Origin of the sequence: Rhizobium sp. BR 250 (genome assembly GCF_047445855.1) — a bacterium.
GTDB classification, from domain to species: Bacteria; Pseudomonadota; Alphaproteobacteria; order Rhizobiales; family Rhizobiaceae; genus Agrobacterium; species Agrobacterium tumefaciens_I.
In genome coordinates, this window is record NZ_JARWKW010000014.1 from 54,293 (window position 1) to 73,352 (window position 19,060).

The 19,060-nt window shown below is 60.4% G+C and carries 18 protein-coding genes; 8 read left to right on the forward strand and 10 right to left on the reverse strand.

The features are described 5' to 3' along the window. Window positions 1-164: 164 nt before the first annotated feature. A complete protein-coding gene (locus QD336_RS20640) occupies window positions 165-458 on the forward strand; it encodes a hypothetical protein (protein WP_269340173.1) in 294 nt (97 codons plus the stop codon). A gap of 59 nt (window positions 459-517) precedes the next feature. Here the strand turns inward: QD336_RS20640 and QD336_RS20645 are convergent, their stop codons facing one another. Next, window positions 518-1,558 carry a dipeptidase gene (locus QD336_RS20645; protein WP_499172015.1) on the reverse strand — a complete coding sequence of 347 codons (1,041 nt, stop codon included), beginning with the start codon at window positions 1,556-1,558 and terminating at the stop codon, window positions 518-520. Window positions 1,559-1,792: 234 nt separating this feature from the next. Between QD336_RS20645 and QD336_RS20650 the strand changes: the two genes are divergently transcribed. From QD336_RS20650 to QD336_RS20680, 7 genes are all read left to right on the forward strand, one after another. Beyond that, window positions 1,793-3,388 carry an ABC transporter substrate-binding protein gene (locus QD336_RS20650; protein WP_499172016.1) on the forward strand — a complete coding sequence of 532 codons (1,596 nt, stop codon included), beginning with the start codon at window positions 1,793-1,795 and terminating at the stop codon, window positions 3,386-3,388. A gap of 2 nt (window positions 3,389-3,390) precedes the next feature. Continuing rightward, window positions 3,391-4,404 (forward strand): ABC transporter permease, encoded by a 1,014-nt coding sequence (locus QD336_RS20655; RefSeq protein WP_269341367.1) that lies wholly within the window; start codon window positions 3,391-3,393, stop codon window positions 4,402-4,404. Beyond that, on the forward strand, window positions 4,401-5,303 hold the full coding sequence (gene nikC, locus QD336_RS20660; protein ID WP_004433196.1) for a nickel transporter permease: 903 nt from the start codon (window positions 4,401-4,403) through the stop codon (window positions 5,301-5,303). The genes QD336_RS20655 and nikC overlap by 4 nt, the downstream gene beginning before the upstream one ends. 3 nt (window positions 5,304-5,306) lie before the next feature. After that, the gene (locus QD336_RS20665; RefSeq protein ID WP_004433197.1) at window positions 5,307-6,137 is read left to right on the forward strand and encodes an ABC transporter ATP-binding protein; all 831 of its coding nucleotides are present in this window, start codon (window positions 5,307-5,309) and stop codon (window positions 6,135-6,137) included. After that, a complete protein-coding gene (locus tag QD336_RS20670; protein ID WP_004443516.1) occupies window positions 6,134-6,874 on the forward strand; it encodes an ABC transporter ATP-binding protein in 741 nt (246 codons plus the stop codon). The genes QD336_RS20665 and QD336_RS20670 overlap by 4 nt, the downstream gene beginning before the upstream one ends. 231 nt (window positions 6,875-7,105) lie before the next feature. Further along, window positions 7,106-8,617 carry a serine hydrolase domain-containing protein gene (locus QD336_RS20675; protein WP_499172017.1) on the forward strand — a complete coding sequence of 504 codons (1,512 nt, stop codon included), beginning with the start codon at window positions 7,106-7,108 and terminating at the stop codon, window positions 8,615-8,617. A gap of 253 nt (window positions 8,618-8,870) precedes the next feature. Continuing rightward, window positions 8,871-9,767 (forward strand): LysR substrate-binding domain-containing protein, encoded by an 897-nt coding sequence (locus QD336_RS20680; protein WP_499172018.1) that lies wholly within the window; start codon window positions 8,871-8,873, stop codon window positions 9,765-9,767. 66 nt (window positions 9,768-9,833) lie between these two features. On the opposite strand, the gene QD336_RS20685 is transcribed toward QD336_RS20680, so the two are convergent. From QD336_RS20685 to QD336_RS20725, 9 genes are all read right to left on the reverse strand, one after another. Then, window positions 9,834-10,700: a D-amino-acid transaminase gene (locus tag QD336_RS20685; RefSeq protein WP_499172019.1), complete on the reverse strand. Its 867-nt coding sequence runs from the start codon at window positions 10,698-10,700 to the stop codon at window positions 9,834-9,836. Between the two features lie 19 nt (window positions 10,701-10,719). Next, a complete protein-coding gene (locus QD336_RS20690; RefSeq protein WP_499172020.1) occupies window positions 10,720-11,778 on the reverse strand; it encodes a DmpA family aminopeptidase in 1,059 nt (352 codons plus the stop codon). A gap of 140 nt (window positions 11,779-11,918) precedes the next feature. Further along, on the reverse strand, window positions 11,919-12,878 hold the full coding sequence (locus tag QD336_RS20695) for a sugar kinase (RefSeq protein WP_499172021.1): 960 nt from the start codon (window positions 12,876-12,878) through the stop codon (window positions 11,919-11,921). A 111-nt stretch (window positions 12,879-12,989) separates the two neighbouring features. After that, window positions 12,990-14,048 (reverse strand): ABC transporter ATP-binding protein, encoded by a 1,059-nt coding sequence (locus tag QD336_RS20700; protein ID WP_269340190.1) that lies wholly within the window; start codon window positions 14,046-14,048, stop codon window positions 12,990-12,992. A gap of 103 nt (window positions 14,049-14,151) precedes the next feature. Further along, complete coding sequence (locus QD336_RS20705; protein ID WP_170985890.1) at window positions 14,152-14,973, reverse strand: carbohydrate ABC transporter permease; 822 nt, start codon at window positions 14,971-14,973, stop codon at window positions 14,152-14,154. 14 nt (window positions 14,974-14,987) lie between these two features. Next, window positions 14,988-15,926, reverse strand: a complete 939-nt coding sequence (locus tag QD336_RS20710) for a carbohydrate ABC transporter permease (protein WP_499172022.1) — start codon at window positions 15,924-15,926, stop codon at window positions 14,988-14,990. Further along, a complete protein-coding gene (locus QD336_RS20715) occupies window positions 15,926-17,257 on the reverse strand; it encodes an ABC transporter substrate-binding protein (RefSeq protein WP_499172023.1) in 1,332 nt (443 codons plus the stop codon). Before QD336_RS20715 ends, QD336_RS20710 begins: the two co-directional genes overlap by 1 nt. A 102-nt stretch (window positions 17,258-17,359) precedes the next feature. Then, window positions 17,360-18,016 carry a GntR family transcriptional regulator gene (locus tag QD336_RS20720; RefSeq protein ID WP_499172024.1) on the reverse strand — a complete coding sequence of 219 codons (657 nt, stop codon included), beginning with the start codon at window positions 18,014-18,016 and terminating at the stop codon, window positions 17,360-17,362. 20 nt (window positions 18,017-18,036) lie between these two features. After that, on the reverse strand, window positions 18,037-18,921 hold the full coding sequence (locus QD336_RS20725; RefSeq protein ID WP_269340195.1) for a dihydrodipicolinate synthase family protein: 885 nt from the start codon (window positions 18,919-18,921) through the stop codon (window positions 18,037-18,039). Window positions 18,922-19,060 lie beyond the last annotated feature (139 nt).

The window sequence follows — 19,060 nt, forward strand, 5'->3', positions numbered from 1 at the left end:
TTGTTCCCGGGGTCGATCGATTTTGCCAAGTGTAGCGGCGAAAATGCAACCGGGAAATGTGAGATTTCCAGGCCCGGTAAAAATACGACAAAATTAAACGTGGTGGTTGCCTGGTGGCGGCATTTGATGCAACTAAACGCTCCTTTCGATTGAAGGAGATGCCAATGAACATGCCCACAAGAATAGTTGTTTCGCTCGTTGTCGCCCTCGCTGCCGGTGGTGGGTATATGACGATGGATAAGATGCGCGGTGCCGAATGGGTGGTTTCTCCGCAACAGATCGCCGAGGCCAAGGCAAAGGGGCAGATGGGTTATGAGTCCCGTCCGGGCACGGTGACCGTGCTGCCGATCCGCAGCGAGACGGCGGACGTGCTGCCGATGAAATGGGCGATGGTCGGCCTCGTCGCCGGGCTTCTGGCTTTCCGGGCGACCGGCAAGAAAAAAGCGGCAAAGGCTTAAGGGCCCGCCGCTTCCATGTCTCCGGCGCATGGCGCCGGAGATGAAATTCACCTTTTGCCTTATGCGCCCCAGGTTTTTTCCAGCACGCGGATCCAGTTGCCGTGGCAGATCTTGTTGAGCGCCTCATCGTCATAACCGCCCTTGCGCATGACCTCGACCAGCAATTGCAGATCGCCCGCATCCTTCATGGCGGCGGGAATGGTGGTGCCGTCGAAATCCGAACCGAGCGCGACGTGGTCGATGCCAATGCGGTTGACGATGTAATCCACATGGCGGACGAGTTCGTTGAGGTCGGTATCCGGGTTCTTCACGCCGTCCTGGCGCAGGAACAGAACGCCGAAATTGATGCCGGCAAGGCCGCCCGTATCGCGGATGGCGTCCAGCTGGCGGTCGGTCAGGTTACGGCTATGATTGCACAGCGCGTAAGCGTTGGAGTGCGATGCCACCAGCGGCGCGTCGGAAATCTTGGCGATATCCCAGAAGCCCTTTTCGTTCATGTGAGAGAGATCGACCATGATCTTCAGCTCGTTGCAGGTTTTGACCAGCCGTTTGCCGGTATCCGTCAGGCCCGGGCCGATATCCGGCGTCGAGGGGAAACGGAAGGGAACGCCGTAAGCGAAGATGTTCGGGCGGCTCCAGACCGGTCCGAGTGTGCGCAGACCCGCCTCGTGCAGAACGTGCAGCCCGTCCAGGTCGTCGCCGATCGCTTCCGCGCCCTCGATATGAAAGACCGAGGCGAAGGCGCCTTCGGCCATGGCGCTGCGGATATCGGCGGCCGTGCGGCAGACTTTCAGCGCACCATTGGATTGTTTCTCGGCGCGGAACAACAGGGCCGCCATGCCAAGCGTCGCCTTCAGCGCGTCTGCCTCAGACGGTGTCGAGAAATCACCGTTGGTGTCCTTTTCCATGCTTGGCGAGGGCACGTAGATGGCGCAGAGACCGCCGGCGAGGCCGCCTTTTTTCGCGCGCGGCAGGTCGATATGGCCAACCGTATCACCTTCGATCAGAAGTGTTTCGGGAGAGGCATTGCCTGATCGCCATAACCGCAGAAGCACGTCGTTGTGGCCGTCGAAGACGGGTACGGTTTTTTGATCGGTCATGGTCATTCACCTTCGGATAGGGGGAGGGCGCGAACGCGCGTCCATCAGACTTTTGGGAATTGGTAGAGGAAAGGTCAAGGCAGGAGCAAATGCAATCCATGCATAGGCTCTGCCAAATTTGGAATTGGTCGGGCCTCGTTTGCTCGTGGTAATCGCGGGAAAACATAAAAAAAACGACTGGATTGGGGCAAGCCCACCATTTTCCGAAAAATAAGGTCCGAAAGGGGATTTTCGATGATTTCAAGACGCAACCTGTTGATTGCCGGCGCTGCCGTTCCGTTCCTGTCCTATGGGCGCATTCCGGCCTTTGCCGCGACGCCCAAGGATATTCTGGTCGTTGCCCAGCAGCTGGACAATATGACGAGCCTTGACCCGCATGAAGGTTTCGAGGCCGTCGGCGGTGAAATCATCTCCAACATGTACCAGAAGCTGGTGCGCGCCAACCGCGAGGATTCCACCAAGGTCGATCCCGTCATCGCCAAGTCCTGGGAAGCCGACGCGGACAGCAAGGTCTTCACCTTCGTGATCGGTGATGAAGCGACCTTCGCGAGCGGCGCGAAAGTGACTGCAGAAGACGTTGTCTTCTCGCTGCAGCGCGCCATCAAGATGAACAAGAGCCCGGCCTTCATTATCAGCCAGTTCGGCTTCACGCCTGAGAATGCAGAGACGACCATCGTTGCCGCCGACGACAAGACGGTGAAGCTGACGACGGCAAAGCCGACCGCCATCTCCTTCCTGCTCTATTGCCTCTCCGCCAATATCGGCGCGATCGTTGAAAAGAAGGCGGTTCTTGCCAATGCATCGGGCGAAGACCTTGGCAATGGCTGGCTGCAGAAGAACAGCGCCGGCTCCGGCGATTTCGTGCTGCAGGCCTGGAAGCCGAGCGAAAGCGTTGCGCTCGCGGTCAATCCGAACGGCCCCTACAAGGGCAATATCAAGCGTATCGTGCTGCGCCACGTCACCGATCCGTCTTCCCAGCTTCTGATGCTGCAGAAGGGCGATATCGACATTGCCCGCGACCTGACGTCCGAGCAGCTGCGCACCGTCAAGGACGATGCCAATATCGAGCTGGAGCGCAAGTCCATCGCTTCGCTGGTGCTGATCTCGCTCAACCAGGGCAATGAGAACCTCGCCAAGCCGCAGGTCTGGCAGGCCATCAAGTGGGCGCTGGACTACAAGGGCATGCAGGAAAACATCGTGCCGCTGACGCATGAAGTGCACCAGAGCTTCGAGCCGAAGGGCTTCCCTGGTGCCGTCAACGACATTCCGTTCCAGCGCGATGTCGAGAAGGCCAAGGCGCTGATGGCCGAAGCCGGTCTCGCCGATGGTTTCGAAATCAGCATGGACCACTATTCTGCACAGCCTTATCCGGATCTGGCACAGGCCATTCAGGCGAACCTTGCCGATATCGGCATCAAGGTGCGTCTGCAGTCGGCGGAAAACCGTCAGGTCCTGACCAAGATGCGCGCCCGCGAACATCAGATGGCGCTTTCCGCATGGGGCACGGATTATTTCGATCCGCATTCCAACGCCGATGTCTTCAACATCAACAAGGACAATGGCGACGACGTGAAGTCCAAGCCCTTCCTGTGGCGTTCGCGTTTCAAGAACGACGATTTCGCCGCCAAGGCGGAAGCCGCTCGCGACGAGCGTGATCCGGCAAAGCGTATCGAGCTTTATGAAGCCCTGCAGCGCGAGCACATGCAGAACAGCCCGTTCGTCTTCATGTTCCAGACGACGAAGACGGCTGCCTTCCGCAAGGGCGTATCCGGCTTCGAACTCGGCGTTCTCTCCGAGGGCAATTCCTACCACGATGCGAAGAAAGCGTGACATTGAACAAGCGCGTTAAAAGCATATCGTCGATACTGGGCAGCGTCATCCTGACGCTGTTCGGTTTGATGGTCATCACCTTCATGATCGGGCGCGTCATGCCCGTCGATCCCGTCATTGCGGCGGTCGGCGACAATGCGCCCGAAGACGTCATCGTGCGTGTGCGGGCCGAAATGGGCCTCGACCAGCCGCTGGTCGTGCAGTTCTTCCACTATGTCACGCAGGTCCTGCATGGCGATTTCGGCAATTCGATCCTGACCCGCAATCCGGTCTGGATCGATATCAAGCGCGTTTTCCCCGCCACGTTCGAACTTGCTACCGCAGCGCTTATCCTCGCTGCGCTGATTGGCATTCCGCTCGGTGTCTGGGCGGCCGTGAAGCAGGGCAAGCTGACGGACCAGGTGATCCGCGTCGTCTGCCTTGCCGGTCACTCCGTGCCCGTCTTCATGCTGGCGCTGATTTCGCTGCTCGTCTTTTACGCCACGCTTGGCGTCGCACCGGGGCCGGGCCGTCAGGATATCATCTATGACGGCATGATCACGCAGGTTACCGGCCTGATGACGGTCGATACGCTGCTTGCCGGCGACTGGGACGCCTTTTACGACGCCATCGCCCATATGGTGCAGCCCGTCTGCATTCTCGCCTATTTCAGCATGGCCTATATCACCCGCATGACGCGCGCCTTCATGATCGACGCGCTGAAGGGTGAATATGTCATCACCGCCCGCGCCAAGGGGCTTTCTGCCATGACCGTGATCTGGGGCCACGCCTTCCCGACGGTCGCCGTGCAGCTCGTCACGGTTCTGGCGCTCACCTATGCCGGCCTTCTCGAAGGTGCCGTGGTGACGGAAACCGTCTTCAGCTGGCCGGGCCTTGGTCAATATCTCACCGTCTCGCTCATGAACGCGGACATGAACCCGGTCGTCGGAGCAACCCTGTTGATCGGCTTCATCTATGTCGCCCTCAACCTGCTCGCAGACGTGCTTTACAGAGTTATGGATCCTCGCGTTCGATGATGTTAGCTAATTTCAGAAACTGGGCTCTGGATGAGACACCGCATTCCCGCACACAGGCTGCCTGGGGAAACCGGTATCGCATCTGGCTCAACCTCAAGTCCAATCCGCTGGCGGTGATCGGTCTGACCATCATCGTCCTCTTCATCGCTCTGTCGCTGCTGGCGCCGCTGCTTGCCCCTTATGATCCGGCGACGCAGAATCTCGGCAACCGTCTGGCGTTTCCGAGCGCCGAGCACTGGTTCGGCACCGATGAGCTTGGCCGCGACATTCTCTCGCGTATTCTCTATGGCGGCCGCGTCACGCTCGGCATGGTCATCGCTGTCGTCGTTCTCGTCGCACCCATCGGGCTCGCCATCGGCTGCATCGCCGGTTATTTCGGCGGCATTGTCGATACGGTGCTGATGCGGGTGACGGATGTGTTTCTGGCCTTCCCGCGCCTCATTCTGGCGCTCGCCTTCGTCGCGGCGCTGAAGCCCGGCGTTGAAAGCGCCATTCTCGCCATCGCACTCACCGCATGGCCGCCCTATGCGCGTCTTGCGCGCGCCGAAACCATGACGGTGCGCGGCAGCGACTTCGTCGCGGCCTATCGCCTGACGGGCGCTTCCGCCTGGCGCATTATCGCCCGCCATATCGCGCCGCTCTGCGTACCGAGCCTTATCGTGCGCATCACGCTCGACATGAGTTCAATCATCATCACGGCTGCCAGCCTTGGCTTCCTCGGCATGGGCGCGCAGCCGCCTTCGCCGGAATGGGGTGCGATGATTGCCACCGCCAAGCGCTTCATCTTCGAACAATGGTGGGTCGCCACCATTCCCGGCATCGCCATCTTCCTCGTTTCGCTCGCCTTCAACTTCCTCGGTGATGGTCTGCGCGACGTTCTCGACCCGAAGGGACATTGAGCCATGCTGGTCGAAATCGAAAATCTGAAGATCGCTTTCCAGACCCGCACCAGCCGTTTCGAGGCGGTGCGTGGTGTGTCCATGAAGCTCGGCACCGAAAAGCTCGGCATTGTCGGCGAATCCGGTTCGGGCAAGAGCCTGACGGCGCGCGCGCTGATGAAGCTTCTGCCCTCCAATGCGGATATCCGCGCCGACAAGCTTGCCTTCGACGGTATCGACGTGCTCTCCGCCAGCGAAAGGCAGATGCGCCAGATCCGTGGCAAACGGGCGGGCTTCATTTTGCAGGATCCGAAATATTCGCTGAATCCGGTGAAGACCATGGGTGCGCAGATCGCCGAAGCATGGCGTGCGCATAAGGGCGGCAGCAAGCGGGCCGCCATGGAAGCGGCAATCGGCCTGCTCGATCAGGTGAAGATCCGCAATCCGCGTCAGGTTGCCTCGTCCTATGCGCATGAGGTTTCCGGCGGCATGGGCCAGCGCGTGATGATCGCCATGATGCTTGCGCCCGACCCCGAACTCCTTATCGCTGACGAGCCGACCAGCGCGCTCGACGCCACGGTGCAGGCGGAAATCCTGCGGCTGATCGAGGAACTGGTGTCGGAACGCGGCATGGGCCTCATCCTCATCAGTCACGATCTGCCGCTCGTTTCGCATTTCTGCGACCGCGTCGCCGTCATGTATTCCGGCCGGGTGATGGAGGAACTGAAGGCCTCCGAACTCCTGAAAGCCGAACATCCCTATACAAAGGGACTTCTGAACTGCATTCCCTCGCTGACGCATCCGCGCGAGCGTCTTCCCGTTCTCAACCGTGATGCAGCGTGGTCCAGCCAATGATCGACGTCGATAATCTCCGTATCAAGTTCGGCGACCGCGAAGTCGTGAAGGGCGTGTCCTTTTCGGTGGAAAAGGGCGGCAGCTTCGGCATCGTCGGCGAAAGCGGCTCGGGCAAGTCCACCATCCTGCGCGCCATGGCGGGCCTCAATGAAAGCTGGGAAGGCCGCATCGCCTTTGCCGGCAAGGATGCGCCGCTGAGGCGGACGCCGGAATTCTTCCGGCAGGTGCAGATGGTGTTTCAGGACCCCTATGGCTCGCTGCATCCGCGCCAGACCATCGACCGTATTCTTAGCGAATTGCCGCTGGTGCACGGCATGGACAATATTGAAAAACGCATCCAGCAGGCGCTGTCGGACGTGGCGCTGCCGCAGGCGGTACGGTTCCGTTTTCCGCACCAGCTTTCCGGCGGCCAGCGCCAGCGCGTGGCAATCGCGCGCGCGCTGATTGCCGATCCGCAGGTGCTGCTGCTCGATGAGCCGACTTCGGCGCTCGATGTTTCGGTGCAGGCGGAAATCCTGAACCTTTTGCAGGATCTTCGTGCGGCCCGTAACCTCACCTATATCCTTGTGAGCCACAATCTGGCGGTCATCGCGCATCTTTGCCCGCAGGTGGGAGTGATGCTGAACGGGGAGATGGTGGAGCAGCTGAGTGCGGGCGATCTGCGCGAAGGCCGCACGAAACATCCGCATACGGAAGAGCTGCGCAGCCTGAGCATCAGGCTGGAAGAGCCGGCCTGAGGTCGCACCTACCGGGGATGCGTATAGATCGAGCGGGTGCTGCCCGCTTCTTCTCCCCGAGGCGGAGAAGGTCGCGGCAGCGGGATGAGGGGGGCAAGCTCTCCGCATATCGCTAGCGTTGCTCCCCTCATCCGACCCTTCGGGCCACCTTCTCCCCGGTGGGGAGAAGAAACGAGCCGCAACGTCGAGGCTTGTCCATCTTTAACTGAGCCGAAAAGACGAGACCGAACCATGCCACTGCAATTCGACTGGAACGCCGCTTCAATCCTTTCGCAGAGCTTCGTCTCGCAATGGGCGAGCAATGAGCCCGGCGGCGCTGTCATCGGTTTCGATCTCGATGGCATCCGTTTCGCCCATGCCGGCGGTGTCGAAAGCCTCTCGACCTTCGCAGCTTTCACCCCACAAAGCGTGGTCCGTTATGCCTCCGTCACCAAACACGCCTTCTGCGCCATGGTGCTGGCCCATTCCGATCTGATTGGGCTCGACGATCCGCTCGGTAAACATCTGCCGGAGCTGCAAGCGCCGCTTCGCGATGTCACCGTCGGGCAGGCGCTGGATATGAGCGGCGGGCTGCCGGATACGCGCGAATGCCTGTCGCTGCTCGGTCTTTCCGTTTACACCGAAACGAAGGCCGGTCCGCTGCTCGATTATCTTACACGCCTGACCCGGCTCAACTTCGCAGCCGGCAGCGAGGTTTCCTATTCCAATACGGGCTATCGCCTCGTGGAAGCGGCGCTGGAGCGCCGGGGGTTCCGTTTCGACGATTTCGTGCAGGCGCAGATTGCCGGTCCTTTCGGCGTATTTCTGAAGGCGCCGGATGTCTGGAACGATCCGGTTGATGGATTGGTGCCGGGTTACTGGAAGTCCGAAGAGAACTGGCAGCTTTCGGCCGCCGGTCTGCATATCTCGGCCTCGGGTAGCCTTGCCGGCAGTGCCGAGGCGCTGACTCACTGGCTGCAGGGCCTTATGCGGGGCGAGGGTAGCTTTGCCGGTGTTCTGGATAGGCTTTCCGCCGGGCGGCCACTGGCCGATGGGCGGATGAGCGAATATGGGCTTGGTCTTCGCTGGTCGCATCTGGGTGACCGGCGTTTCGTTGGCCACGGCGGTTCGCATCCGGGCTACAAGACCTATTTCCTGCTCGACCCTGAAAACGGAACGGGTTTCGTGGTGGTGTCCAACCGTGAGGATACTAACGGTTTCAAGATCGCGCTGGAAGGCATGGCGGCTCTGACTGGCCTGCCTCTGCCGAAACCCGCCGCCAGCCTGCCGGAAGGCCTCTATGTCACCGAAAGCGGGCCGTGGTGGCTGGAGATCAAGGGCAGCACATCCACCTTCATCGATGGCGACGACACGCTTTATGAGGATGCCGACGGTTGGGTCTCTTCGCGTTCGGCATCCTCGCCCATGCGGCTGAGGCTGGATGGCGAAGCGATCGTGGGCGAGGCTGGCCATGCCACCCGACGCTTCCTGCCGGTCGGCGAACATGCCGTGCCAGATGACCTCTCGGGAACTTGGCGATCCGATGAGGGGGCCGAATTTTCGATCAACGGTTCGTCGCTGACGATGGGCATTGGCCCGACGCGCCGCAGCATGCCTTTGAAGGCCCTCGGCAATGGCCGCTTCCTGTTCACGCTCATCGATGGGCCGTGGACAAAGCGTGTCTGCCTCAACCCGCTCGGTGACGACAGGATCGAGCTGGTGTCCAGCCGGGCGCGGATGATCGAATATTCAAGGGGCCGCTGACGACTGAGATCGACCCAGTCGCGCCCCACAAACTCGACGTCATCCTCGGGCCTGTCCCGAGGATCTGCAAACAATTGATTTTGTTGACGTGCTTAGATCCGTGGGACAAGCCCAAGGATGACGGAAGCGAGGCTTAGGCTATTTTCTCAACAGCCCGAAGCTTTCTAGTGGGTTTCAATCAGCTTCTATTGCTCCTAATAAAGACCCATGTTCCCGGCAGCCCGGGACGGCATCTTTGTGGGAGAACAGGCCCTTGGAAGTCAAATGGCTCGAGGATTTCCTGGCGCTGGCCGGAACGCTCAATTTTTCGAAGGCGGCGGATGAGCGGCATGTGACGCAATCCGCCTTCAGCCGGCGCATCAAACAGCTGGAAGCCTGGGTGGGCGCGACGCTGGTCGACCGCGCCTCCTATCCGTCGCGGCTGACCGAGGCGGGCGTGAAGTTCGTGCCGGTGGCGCAGGAGACGCTGAAGCAGCTCTACCATGCGCGGCGCACGCTACTGCAGGAAGAAGGGGCCGATGCGAGAACCATTCGGCTGACGGCCCTGCATACCCTGTCCTTCACATTTTTCCCGGACTGGCTGAAACGGGTGAACGAGACGGCGGGACCGCTGTTTTCAGTTCTGCGGCCCGATTCCGGCAGCATGGAGGAAAATCTCAATTCGCTGGTGGACGGGCAGAGCGATTTTCTTCTGACCTATGCCCATCACGAAGTGCCGATGCTGCTCGATGCGCAGCTGTTCGAGTTTCGTGTGCTCGGCGCGGAAAACATCATTCCCGTTTCAGCGCCCACTCAGGATGGCGCACCGCTGCATGCGCTGGTGGAAAATGCGAAAAAACCCTTTGCCTATCTGGATTATGAAAAGGCGTCGTTCTTCGGGCCATTGCTGCGCGATCTCTTAAGCGCGCGGCTGCCGCAATTCGAGCGGGTGCATGAGGGCAGCATGTCGGTGGGGCTGAAAGCCATGGCGATGGCCGGCTGGGGTGTCGCCTGGGTGCCGGAAAGCCTGATGCGGCAGGAGCTGGACAGCGGCACCCTTGTGCGCGCCGCCGATCCGAGTTTCGATATTGCCGTCGATATCAGGCTTTATCGTTCAAAGGAGAACCGCCGGCCCGTGGTCGAGCGCATATGGGCGGTTCTCGAAGACTAGGAGCATTTCCAGGAAAAGTGGACCCCGGTTTTCCGTCCGGAAATGCGACAAACAAAACGCTTTCGATCAGATGGCCGTGCGGCGGGCGTTTTCGAGGTAGAGCGCGCGCAGGCGGCTTACCATCGGGCCGGGCTTGCCGTTGCCCACCGGCTTGCCGTCGATCTTGGTGACCGAGACAACGAAGTTGGAGGCGCTGGTGAGGCAGGCCTCGTCGGCATTCAGGGCTTCTTCCAGCGTGAAGGGGCGCTCTTCCAGCGTGAAACCAGCTTCCTTGGCTAGTTGCAGGGCGGCGAGGCGGGTGCAGCCGGGCAGGGTCTTGTTGCTGTTGCCGCGGGTGATGATCTTCTTATCGGCGGTGACGATATAAGCGGTCGAGGACGCGCCTTCGGTGACGAAACCATCCTCGATCATCCACGCCTCGTCGCAGCCTTCGGCCTTGGCGATGCGTTTTGCCATGACCTGCGGCAAAAGGCAGACGGTCTTGATATCGCGGCGTTCCCAGCGCTGGTCGGGAACGGATTTGACGGCGATGCCTGCTTCTTCGACGGGGGTGCCGATCAGCTTCTTTGCCTGGGTGAACATGACGAGCGTCGGCTTCAGATCGGCCGAGAACAGGAAGTTGCGGTCTTCCGCGCCACGCGTCAGCTGCAGATAGATCATACCCTCGACGAGATTGTTGTCGGCGATCAGACGGCGCTCGGCCTCGACGATTTCCTTCGTCGTGACCGGCAGGGCTACGTCGATTTCGCGGGCACTGCGTTCCAGCCGGGCCATGTGCAGGTCGCTGTCGATCAGCTTGCCTTCCAGAACGGAGGTAACTTCATAAATGCCGTCGCCAAACAGGAAACCGCGGTCGAAGATGGAAAGGCGGGCGTCCGCCTCGGGCAGGAATTCGCCGTTGACGTAAACGATGCGGCCGGATTGGCTGGTCATGAAAACTCCGTCTGGAAGATCAGGCTGAAAGAAGGGTTTTAAGCGTGTCGATGGAAATGGCTTCGACTTTGGAGGCCTTGCCGGTGCCGGCATTAAAGCCCGATGTCGTATTGGCTGCGCAGAGTGAATTGAGGATCGCCTCCTCGGTTGCCTCTATCGCGGCTTCGAAGAGCGGCGAGATCGCATCGTTGGAAAGCTCCGGGTATTCTGCCACCGCCTTGCGGCGTGCGGGCGTGCGGCGAAGACGCTCATCGGTGGAAAATGCCAGTGCGTAATCACCGGAACCGTTGCTGAGTGCTGCGCCCGTGCGTGCCAGCCCGCCGAAGCTTCTGGCCGCGAGGCGCTTGAGATTGCGGGAGGAGAGCGGCGCGTCGGTTGCGACAATGATGACGATCGAGCCGTCCTTGTCCTTATGGTCAGGGCTGACATAGGGCTTGCCGCAGACCAGCAGATGGCCGCCGTAATTGGACTGGACGAGAATGCCGATGGTATAGGTCTGACCGGAAATGGTGACGCGGCGGGAGGCTGTGCCGATGCCGCCCTTCATGCCGAAGGCGACCGTTCCGGCTCCGGCACCAACGCTGCCCTCGGCCACCGGGCCTGTGGCAGCATTTTGCAGCGCGGCCGAGATCTCATCGACCGTCGGGCGGCCGGCGCGGATGTTGTTCAGGCGGGAATCGTTGGTTTCGCCGACGACGGCGTTGATCGAAACGACTTTCTCATTGCCCGGCTGCGCCAGTGTATGGCGGTTGATCGCCTCTATGGCCCGGCCGGTTGCCAGCGTGTTGGTGAGGATAACAGGTGTCTCGAGTTCGCCGAGTTCCTCGATCTGGGTGGAGCCGGCAAATTTGCCGAAGCCGTTATAGACGGCGAAGGCGGCGGGCACCTTGTCCTGAAAGAGATTGCCGCCATGCGGCAGGATCGCTGTTGCGCCGGTACGGATCGTCTCGCCCTCGATGACGGTCGAATGGCCGATGGTCACGCCTTCGACATCAGTGATGGCGTTGAGCGGGCCGGTTTCGAAATGGCCGGGCCGGAAACCGATATCGCGCAGTCTCGGGCGGGTCGTCTGATGCATCGGGCGATCACTTTTGCGGAATAAAGGCTCAAGGTGGAACAGGCGCGGCTTGCGAAAAGCTTTGCTCTGACTTGACGTTAGACTACTTCGCCGGGAAACGGCATCGCAAAAATGGAATAGTTTTATGCGGGCAATGGCGCTCAGGAGGCGCGTAGCGCCGCTTCGCCTTCACGCTCCAGCCATTGCCGCATCGCGTCTTCCGTCTCTTCGCGCGTCGGTGCGCCGATGCGGCCGCCGAAGACGGTACATTTGAGTGCGGCGGCAACGGAGGAGAGGCGGATGGCCGCGCGGCTTTGCATACCTTCAGCCATCGCAAGCGCAAAGGTGCCGTGGAAGATATCGCCCGCTGCCAGCGTATCCACCGCCTTAACCTGCATGGTCGTCTGGAAATGCACCGTGGGATCGCCCGCTTCCGTCCACCAGCAGCCCGCCGGTCCGGCGGTGACGGCGATGAAGGTTTGCGGATAACGGGCATGCAGCACCGGCAGCATGTTTTTCACCGTTTCAAGCCCGGTCAGCCGGGCGGCGGCGGGTTCGGAAAAGACGATATGGGTCGCGGCAGGGGCAAGCTTCTCCAGCGTTTCCACCGGCGCAACATCGCCATCCAGAATGGCGGGTTTGCCAAGCGCACGCGCCACGTCAAGCACATCAAGCGCCAGTTCCGGCCAGCGTACGTCCACCAGAACCGCATCGAAGGGAGCAATATCCGCCGGTGTGCAGGCGCGTTTTTTCTCATGCAGGCGATGATCGTAAAAAGGCACGATCAGCCGTTCGCCCCGGTCGTCGATGATGATCGTCGACAGGGCTGAGCGTGCGCCGGGCGCAACCGTCATGCCGCTCGTATCTATGCCGCTTTCGCTGAGATCGCGAAGGATGCGGGCACCGGTCTCGTCGTCGCCCACCGCACCCCACAGGCTGGCGCGGCCGCCCATGCGATGGATGGCATAGGCGGCGCTGGAGGCCATGCCCTCGGCGATCTGCAGCATTTCATAGGGCAGGACCTTGCCTTCGCCCTTTGGCATGTCGTGCACGCGAAACAGGGTGTCGAGCACGGCTGCCCCCACGCAGAGCACATGTTTGCCATCCTGTTTGCCTGCCATGCTGTTCACTCCTGTCGCCCTTAGAGCGTTCTGGCTTCGCCAAAGCGCTCTAACTCATTGTTTTCCGCGTTTCCGGACGGAAAACCGGGGCCCACTTTTTCTGGAAATGCTCTAGAGACGCTTGCCGCTGTCCTTGTCGAACAGATGCACCGTTGCCGGATCGATGGCAATGTGGATCGTATCGCCGAAGCGCACGTTGAGACGCTCGCGGAACAGGCAGGCGATGTCGTCACCCTTGCAATTGAGCTTGGCGTAGATTTCCGAGCCGGTGCCTTCGACCAGTTCGACCCGGCCTTCGATGCCGGTCTCGGCAGCGCGGATATGTTCCGGCCGCACGCCGTAGACGAGGTCGCGGCCGCCGAGCTTGCCGATATCGGCATGGGCGGGCAGCGGCAGGTTGAGGCCCTTGGCGGTGCGGAACACGCCTTCCTCCACCCGGCCACGAATGAAATTCATGGCGGGCGAACCGATGAAACCGGCAACGAAAAGATTGGCAGGATTGTCGTAAAGCTCGAGCGGCGCGCCGATCTGTTCGATGACGCCGTCATGCAGCACCACGATCTTGTCGGCCATGGTCATGGCTTCCACCTGATCGTGGGTGACGTAAATGGTGGTGGTGCCGATGCGCTGGTGCATGGCCTTGATCTCGCCGCGCATCTGCACGCGCAGCTTGGCGTCGAGGTTGGAGAGCGGCTCGTCGAACAGGAAGACCTGCGGATCGCGCACCAGAGCGCGGCCCATGGCGACACGCTGGCGCTGGCCGCCGGAAAGCTGGCGCGGATAACGGTCCAGCAGCTTTTCCAGTCCCAGAATGGCGGCGGCCCTGTCCACCTTGGCCTTGGTTTCCTCGGCGCTCACCTTCTTCAGCTTCAGCGCGAAGCCCATATTGTCCTTCACCGTCATGTGCGGATAAAGGGCGTAGTTCTGGAAGACCATGGCGATATCGCGGTCGCGGGCAGGCAGGTTGCTGACTTCGCGCGAGCCGATGTGGATTTCGCCGTCGCTCAGCTCCTCAAGCCCCGCAATCATGCGCAGCAGGGTGGATTTGCCGCAGCCGGATGGGCCGACGAGCACGACGAATTCGCCATCCTTGATGTCGATATCAATGCCGTGGATGATGTTGACTGCGCCGAAGCGCTTCTGGACGTTTTGAATATTGACCGGTGCCATGTGCAGGTTCCCGTTACGAGCAATTCCAGCAAAAGTGCGTCGCGGTTTTGCGTCCGGAATTGCGTTAAAAGAGTAAGGGCATGGACTGCCCTAATTGGTTGGTTCAGCCGCCCTTGACGGCGCCGGCGGTCAGGCCCGCCACGATCTGTTTCTGTGCGAACATGGTGAGCAGCAGCACCGGCAGCGTGACGATGAGCGCAGCCGCGGCAAGCGGACCCCAGCTGACCTGCTCGAAGGACAGCATGTTGTAGACCGCGACCGGCAGGGTGCGTGTTTCACGGCTGGCCAGCACGATGCCGAAGACGAAGTTGTTCCACGAGAAGATGACCGCAAGGATGAAGGAGACGACGATGCCGGGCTTGGCAATCGGCAGCGCCACCAGCCGGAACACCTGCCAGGAGGATGCGCCATCGATGCTTGCCGCCTCTTCCAGTTCCTTCGGGGTGGTCTCGAAATAACCGATCATGATCCAGACGACGATCGGTACCGTGACCACAAGATGGATAATGATCTGCGGCCAGAGCGTGCCCAAGAGGTTCAGCCATTGGAACAGCAGGAACAGCGGAATGAGGAAGGAGAGGCCGGGCGTCATGCGGGCGATCATGATAACGACGGCGGATTTTTCCGCCTTCAGCCGGGCGATGCCGTAACCGGCCGGCACGCCGATCACCAGCGCCAGAATGGTGGCGGCACCGGTGACGAGGACCGAATTCCAGAAATAGAGGAAGAAGTTATTCTCCTCGAACACCTTCACATAGTTCGACCAGGCGAACCGTTCGGGGATCAGGATCGGCGGATAGGCGCCGTTGTCGATTTCATATTTCAGCGACAGCGAGATCATCCAGATGAAGAACAGGATGACCGGCGAGATCATGACCAGCGCCACGAAGAACAGGCCGATGCGGTCGAGATTTTTGCGTTTCAGGATCTTTGCGGACATCAGTGTTCCTCCATCTCGTTCCATTGCGAGCGCTGGCGCACCATCAGAAGCACAAAGGAGAGCGCCACGATGATGATGAAGAAGACGACGGCCATGGCCGAGCCGTAACCGATGTCGTAATAGGAAAATGCCGTATTATAGAGGTAGATGTTGATGGTTTCCGACGCGGTGCCGGGTCCGCCCTGGGTCATCGCATAGATGATGTCGAAGCTTTTGACGGCATCGATGGAGCGGATGATGACGGCGATCATCAGGAACGGCGCAATCATCGGCATGGTCAGGTAACGGAACTTCTGCCAGGCATTGGCGCCGTCGATTTCAGCACTTTCATAGGGTTCGCGCGGCACGGCGGCGAGACCGCCGAGCACGATCAGCATGACGAGCGGCGTCCACTGCCAGGTTTCCACCAGCACCAGCGAGGGAATGACGGTGGACTGGTTGTAGATCCATTCCAACGGCCCGATGCCGATCAGGGAAAGCAGATAGTTCAGGACGCCAAGCTGCGGGTGGAACATCATGGTCCAGACGAGCGCGATGGCGACCGGGGTCGCCATCATCGGCATGACGAAGACGCCGCGCAGAAAACCGCGCAGCGGAAACTGCGCATCGAAAACCAGCGCCGCCAATGTTCCGAGGATGAGCGGGGCGACGACCGACAGCACGGTATAGACGAGCGTGTGCCACAGCGATTCCCAGAATCTGAAATCGCTTGCGAGCCTTATATAATTCTCGAAGCCGATGAAGCTCTGCTCTTGCCCGAGCGTCCAGCGATGGGCGCTCATCCAGAGGGTGAACACCCACGGAAAAACGATCACGGCTGAAATGACGACAAGTGCCGGTATGACGAAAGGCCAGTAGTTGGGAGCAAGCCTTGCCGGCCTGCTCCCTTCTCTGCGGCTTGCGCCTGTCTTGGTGTTTTCGATGCTCACGGAGGCCATTATCCCTCGCTACGTGCCAGAACGGGTGCGAATTGTTCCGTTGCCTTTTTCAGTTCTGCTGCCGGATCGGCGCCGCCGATCATGTTGGTGAGGCCGACACCGTAAATGTCGCGGAACTCCGTCACCGGAATGATGACCGGCAGGGCAAGCTGCGAGACCTTGCCGGAACCGACAACTGCATCCAGCCAGGCGGCCGGCATCGTCACGCCTTCGCGGACCTTCTGGTCCTCGAGAATGGACTGGCGGAACGGGACGCCGGCGCCGGCCTGCAGCAGACGCGCACCCATTTCATGGGAGATCGCCCATTGGCAGAAGAGGTAAGCGGCTTCCTTCTTGCTGCTGGCTTCGACGACGCCGAGGCCATCACCAAAAGTGCCGGCGGCCTGGGTTGCCGGGCCCTTCGGGATGACGCCGTAACCGACCTTGCCGACCACGCGGGATTTTTCCGGGTTCTCGATCGGCGGCGCAAAACCGACGCCATCGAACCACATGCCGATCTTGCCCTGCAGGAAGGCCGACTGCGCTTCAGCCCAGTTGAAGCCGGAGACGCCGGGAGGGGCGGCCTTGGTCATCAGGCGCTGATAAAGCGCTGCCGCTTCCACCGCTTCCTTGGATTCGGTGTTGACCTTGCCGTCCGCGCCGATCGGTTTTGCGCCATAACCCAGCATCAGCGAGGTCCAGACGGGAGTATTGGCATTTTTCAGGCCGCGCGCGACGAAACCGTAAGTGTTGGTGGAGGGATCGGTGATCTTTTCCGCCGCCGTCACCAGTTCCTCGAAGGTTTCGGGGTATTTCAGGCCCTTGGCTTCGAAGAGTTCCTTGTTCCAGTAGACGATCCAGTAATCCACCGAGAAGGGCAGCGAACGCAACACGCCGTCGCTATCCTTGGCAAACAGCATGCCGGCTTCGGCGAAGTCCTTTTCGACGAGCGACGGATCGGTGAGCGACGGGTCCTTCAGGAAGCCGCTGATATCGGCGAGCCACTTGCCCTTTTCAAACTGGCGCTTCTGCACGTGATAGCTCAGATGCACGACGTCGAAGCTCGGCTTGCCGGACGAAAGCTCGATCACAACTTTCTGGCGCTGCTGCTGTTCAGGCGTTGCCTCGGCATTGACCTTGATGCCGGTCAGCTCTTCGAATTCGCCGAGATATTTGATCAGCGTTTCGCTGCGCGGGCTTTTGACGAGGTTGACTTCGAGCGTCGTGCCGGCGTGTTTTTTCCAGTTCACCGCCGCCGATGCAGGGCGAATGCCGAGCACCGCGCTGCCGCCAATCGCGGCCGTGCCTGCCAGAAAGGCGCGACGCGTGGGGTTGAGCAATGAATGCGTCATATCAGTTCTCCTCCAGTTAGCCGGAAATTCTCCTCACCCCGGCTTGTTGCTTATTTCCTGCAAGTCCAGCGCAGACCCTCTTTGGTCCTCGCCAGAGTTGCCTTACACCGCCAGCGCCCTGTCCCTTGCGTTGCGGATATGGGCGGTCAGCCGTTCCACGGCGTCTTCCACGGATCGCCTCTCGATGGCTTCGAGAACGGCGAGATGTTCCTTCATCACCGACTTCACATGGCCGGCGATGCGAAAGCGCTCCTGGTTGATGAGGCGCATCTTGATGGAATTGACGCGGTAGGCATTCGAGATGATCGAATTGCCAAGACTATCGATGAAGGCATCGTGCATGCCCCAGTCCACCTGCTGCGCATGCTGATCCAGCTCCGGCGATTCCCCGCCATTTTCCGCTGCCTCAGCAATATCGCGGTGCTGTTTCAAAAGCTTCGCGATGGCCTCATCGGAAGCCGAGCGTGTGAACAGCGCCACGGCTTCCTTTTCAAGGAAGATACGGAACTGGAATGCTTCGCGGATAAGGTTGATGTCGATATGGGCGACCTGCAATCCCCGCTGCGGCACGGTCTTGATCAGGCCTTCCGCCTCCAGCCGCGGAATTGCCTCCCGGATTGCGCCGAGCGGCAGTCCCGTCAGTTCCACGAGCCGGCGCTGCGAGATGAATTGCCCCGGACGAACGTCACGCGAGAGAAGGTGATGCGTAAAGCTCTCATACGCCCGTTCCCGCAATGTCTGTTCGCCGGTATCGTCCATGCTCAACCTTTCAGCTTTGTTCAGGCGGCCTGCCTGCGAAACAGCGCGTCAAATGCGCCTTCTATCTGCCGCCGTCCTTCCGGTGAAATCGCGACGAGCGGCGCGCGCACATCCGACCAGATAGCTTCCCCTGTCGTGTGTGATACCAGCACCTTGACGGCGGGCGTAACCGGGAATTTCAGAAGTTCCACAACAAGATCGACGATGCGTGGGTCGTCCTTGCCGTCAACGGCCATGGCGCGCACTTCCTGCGTCAGGAAATTGGCGACGCCGGAGATGGCACCCTGACCGCCGAGGCGAACGCCCCTGGCGAGATCACGCTCATCGCCGATCAGGATGGCAAGGTCGCCATGTTCCTTCAGCAGGCGCTCGGTATGGCTCCAGTTGCCGGAGGAATCCTTGACGCCGGTGACGATGCCCGGAAACGCCGCCTTAAGCCGTCCCACCAGCTCGACGGAGAGTGTTACCATGGTCACGGAGGGAATGTTGTAGACGAGGATGTCGCGTGCATCCTTGCCGATCTTCGAAAAGACCGCCGAGAACCAGGCAAACAGGCCGTCATCGCTGACATTCTTGAAATAGGAGGGCGGGGCGAGCAGAATATTGCGGGCGCCGGCTTTCAGAGCCTCAGCCGACTGGTCTGCCGCATCCTCGATGGAATCAACGAGAACGCCGGTGACGATGTGCGACGGCGCAATGCCTGCTGCGATGAAGCTGGAGAGGATTGCCTGCCGTTCGCGGCTGCCGACGGAGCAGCCTTCACCCGTCGTACCGAACAGTGTCACGCTGTCGCAACCATTTGCAAGGCAGCGGCGGGCATGGGCGATCATGGCATCGATATCGACCGTTCCGTCCGTTTTGAAAGGGGTCGTCAGGGCTGCCGAAAGGCCGAATTTCTGGGTCAATTAAGATGCTCCTCCAAGGTGACGGCAGATTGATGGCATACTGACATGTTAGTTGTAAAGAGCTAATTGCAATATGATTGTTCGGAAGATGGAGATGAAGGGATTTGCTTCGGAGGCGGGTGGGGGCACGTGTTTGTAA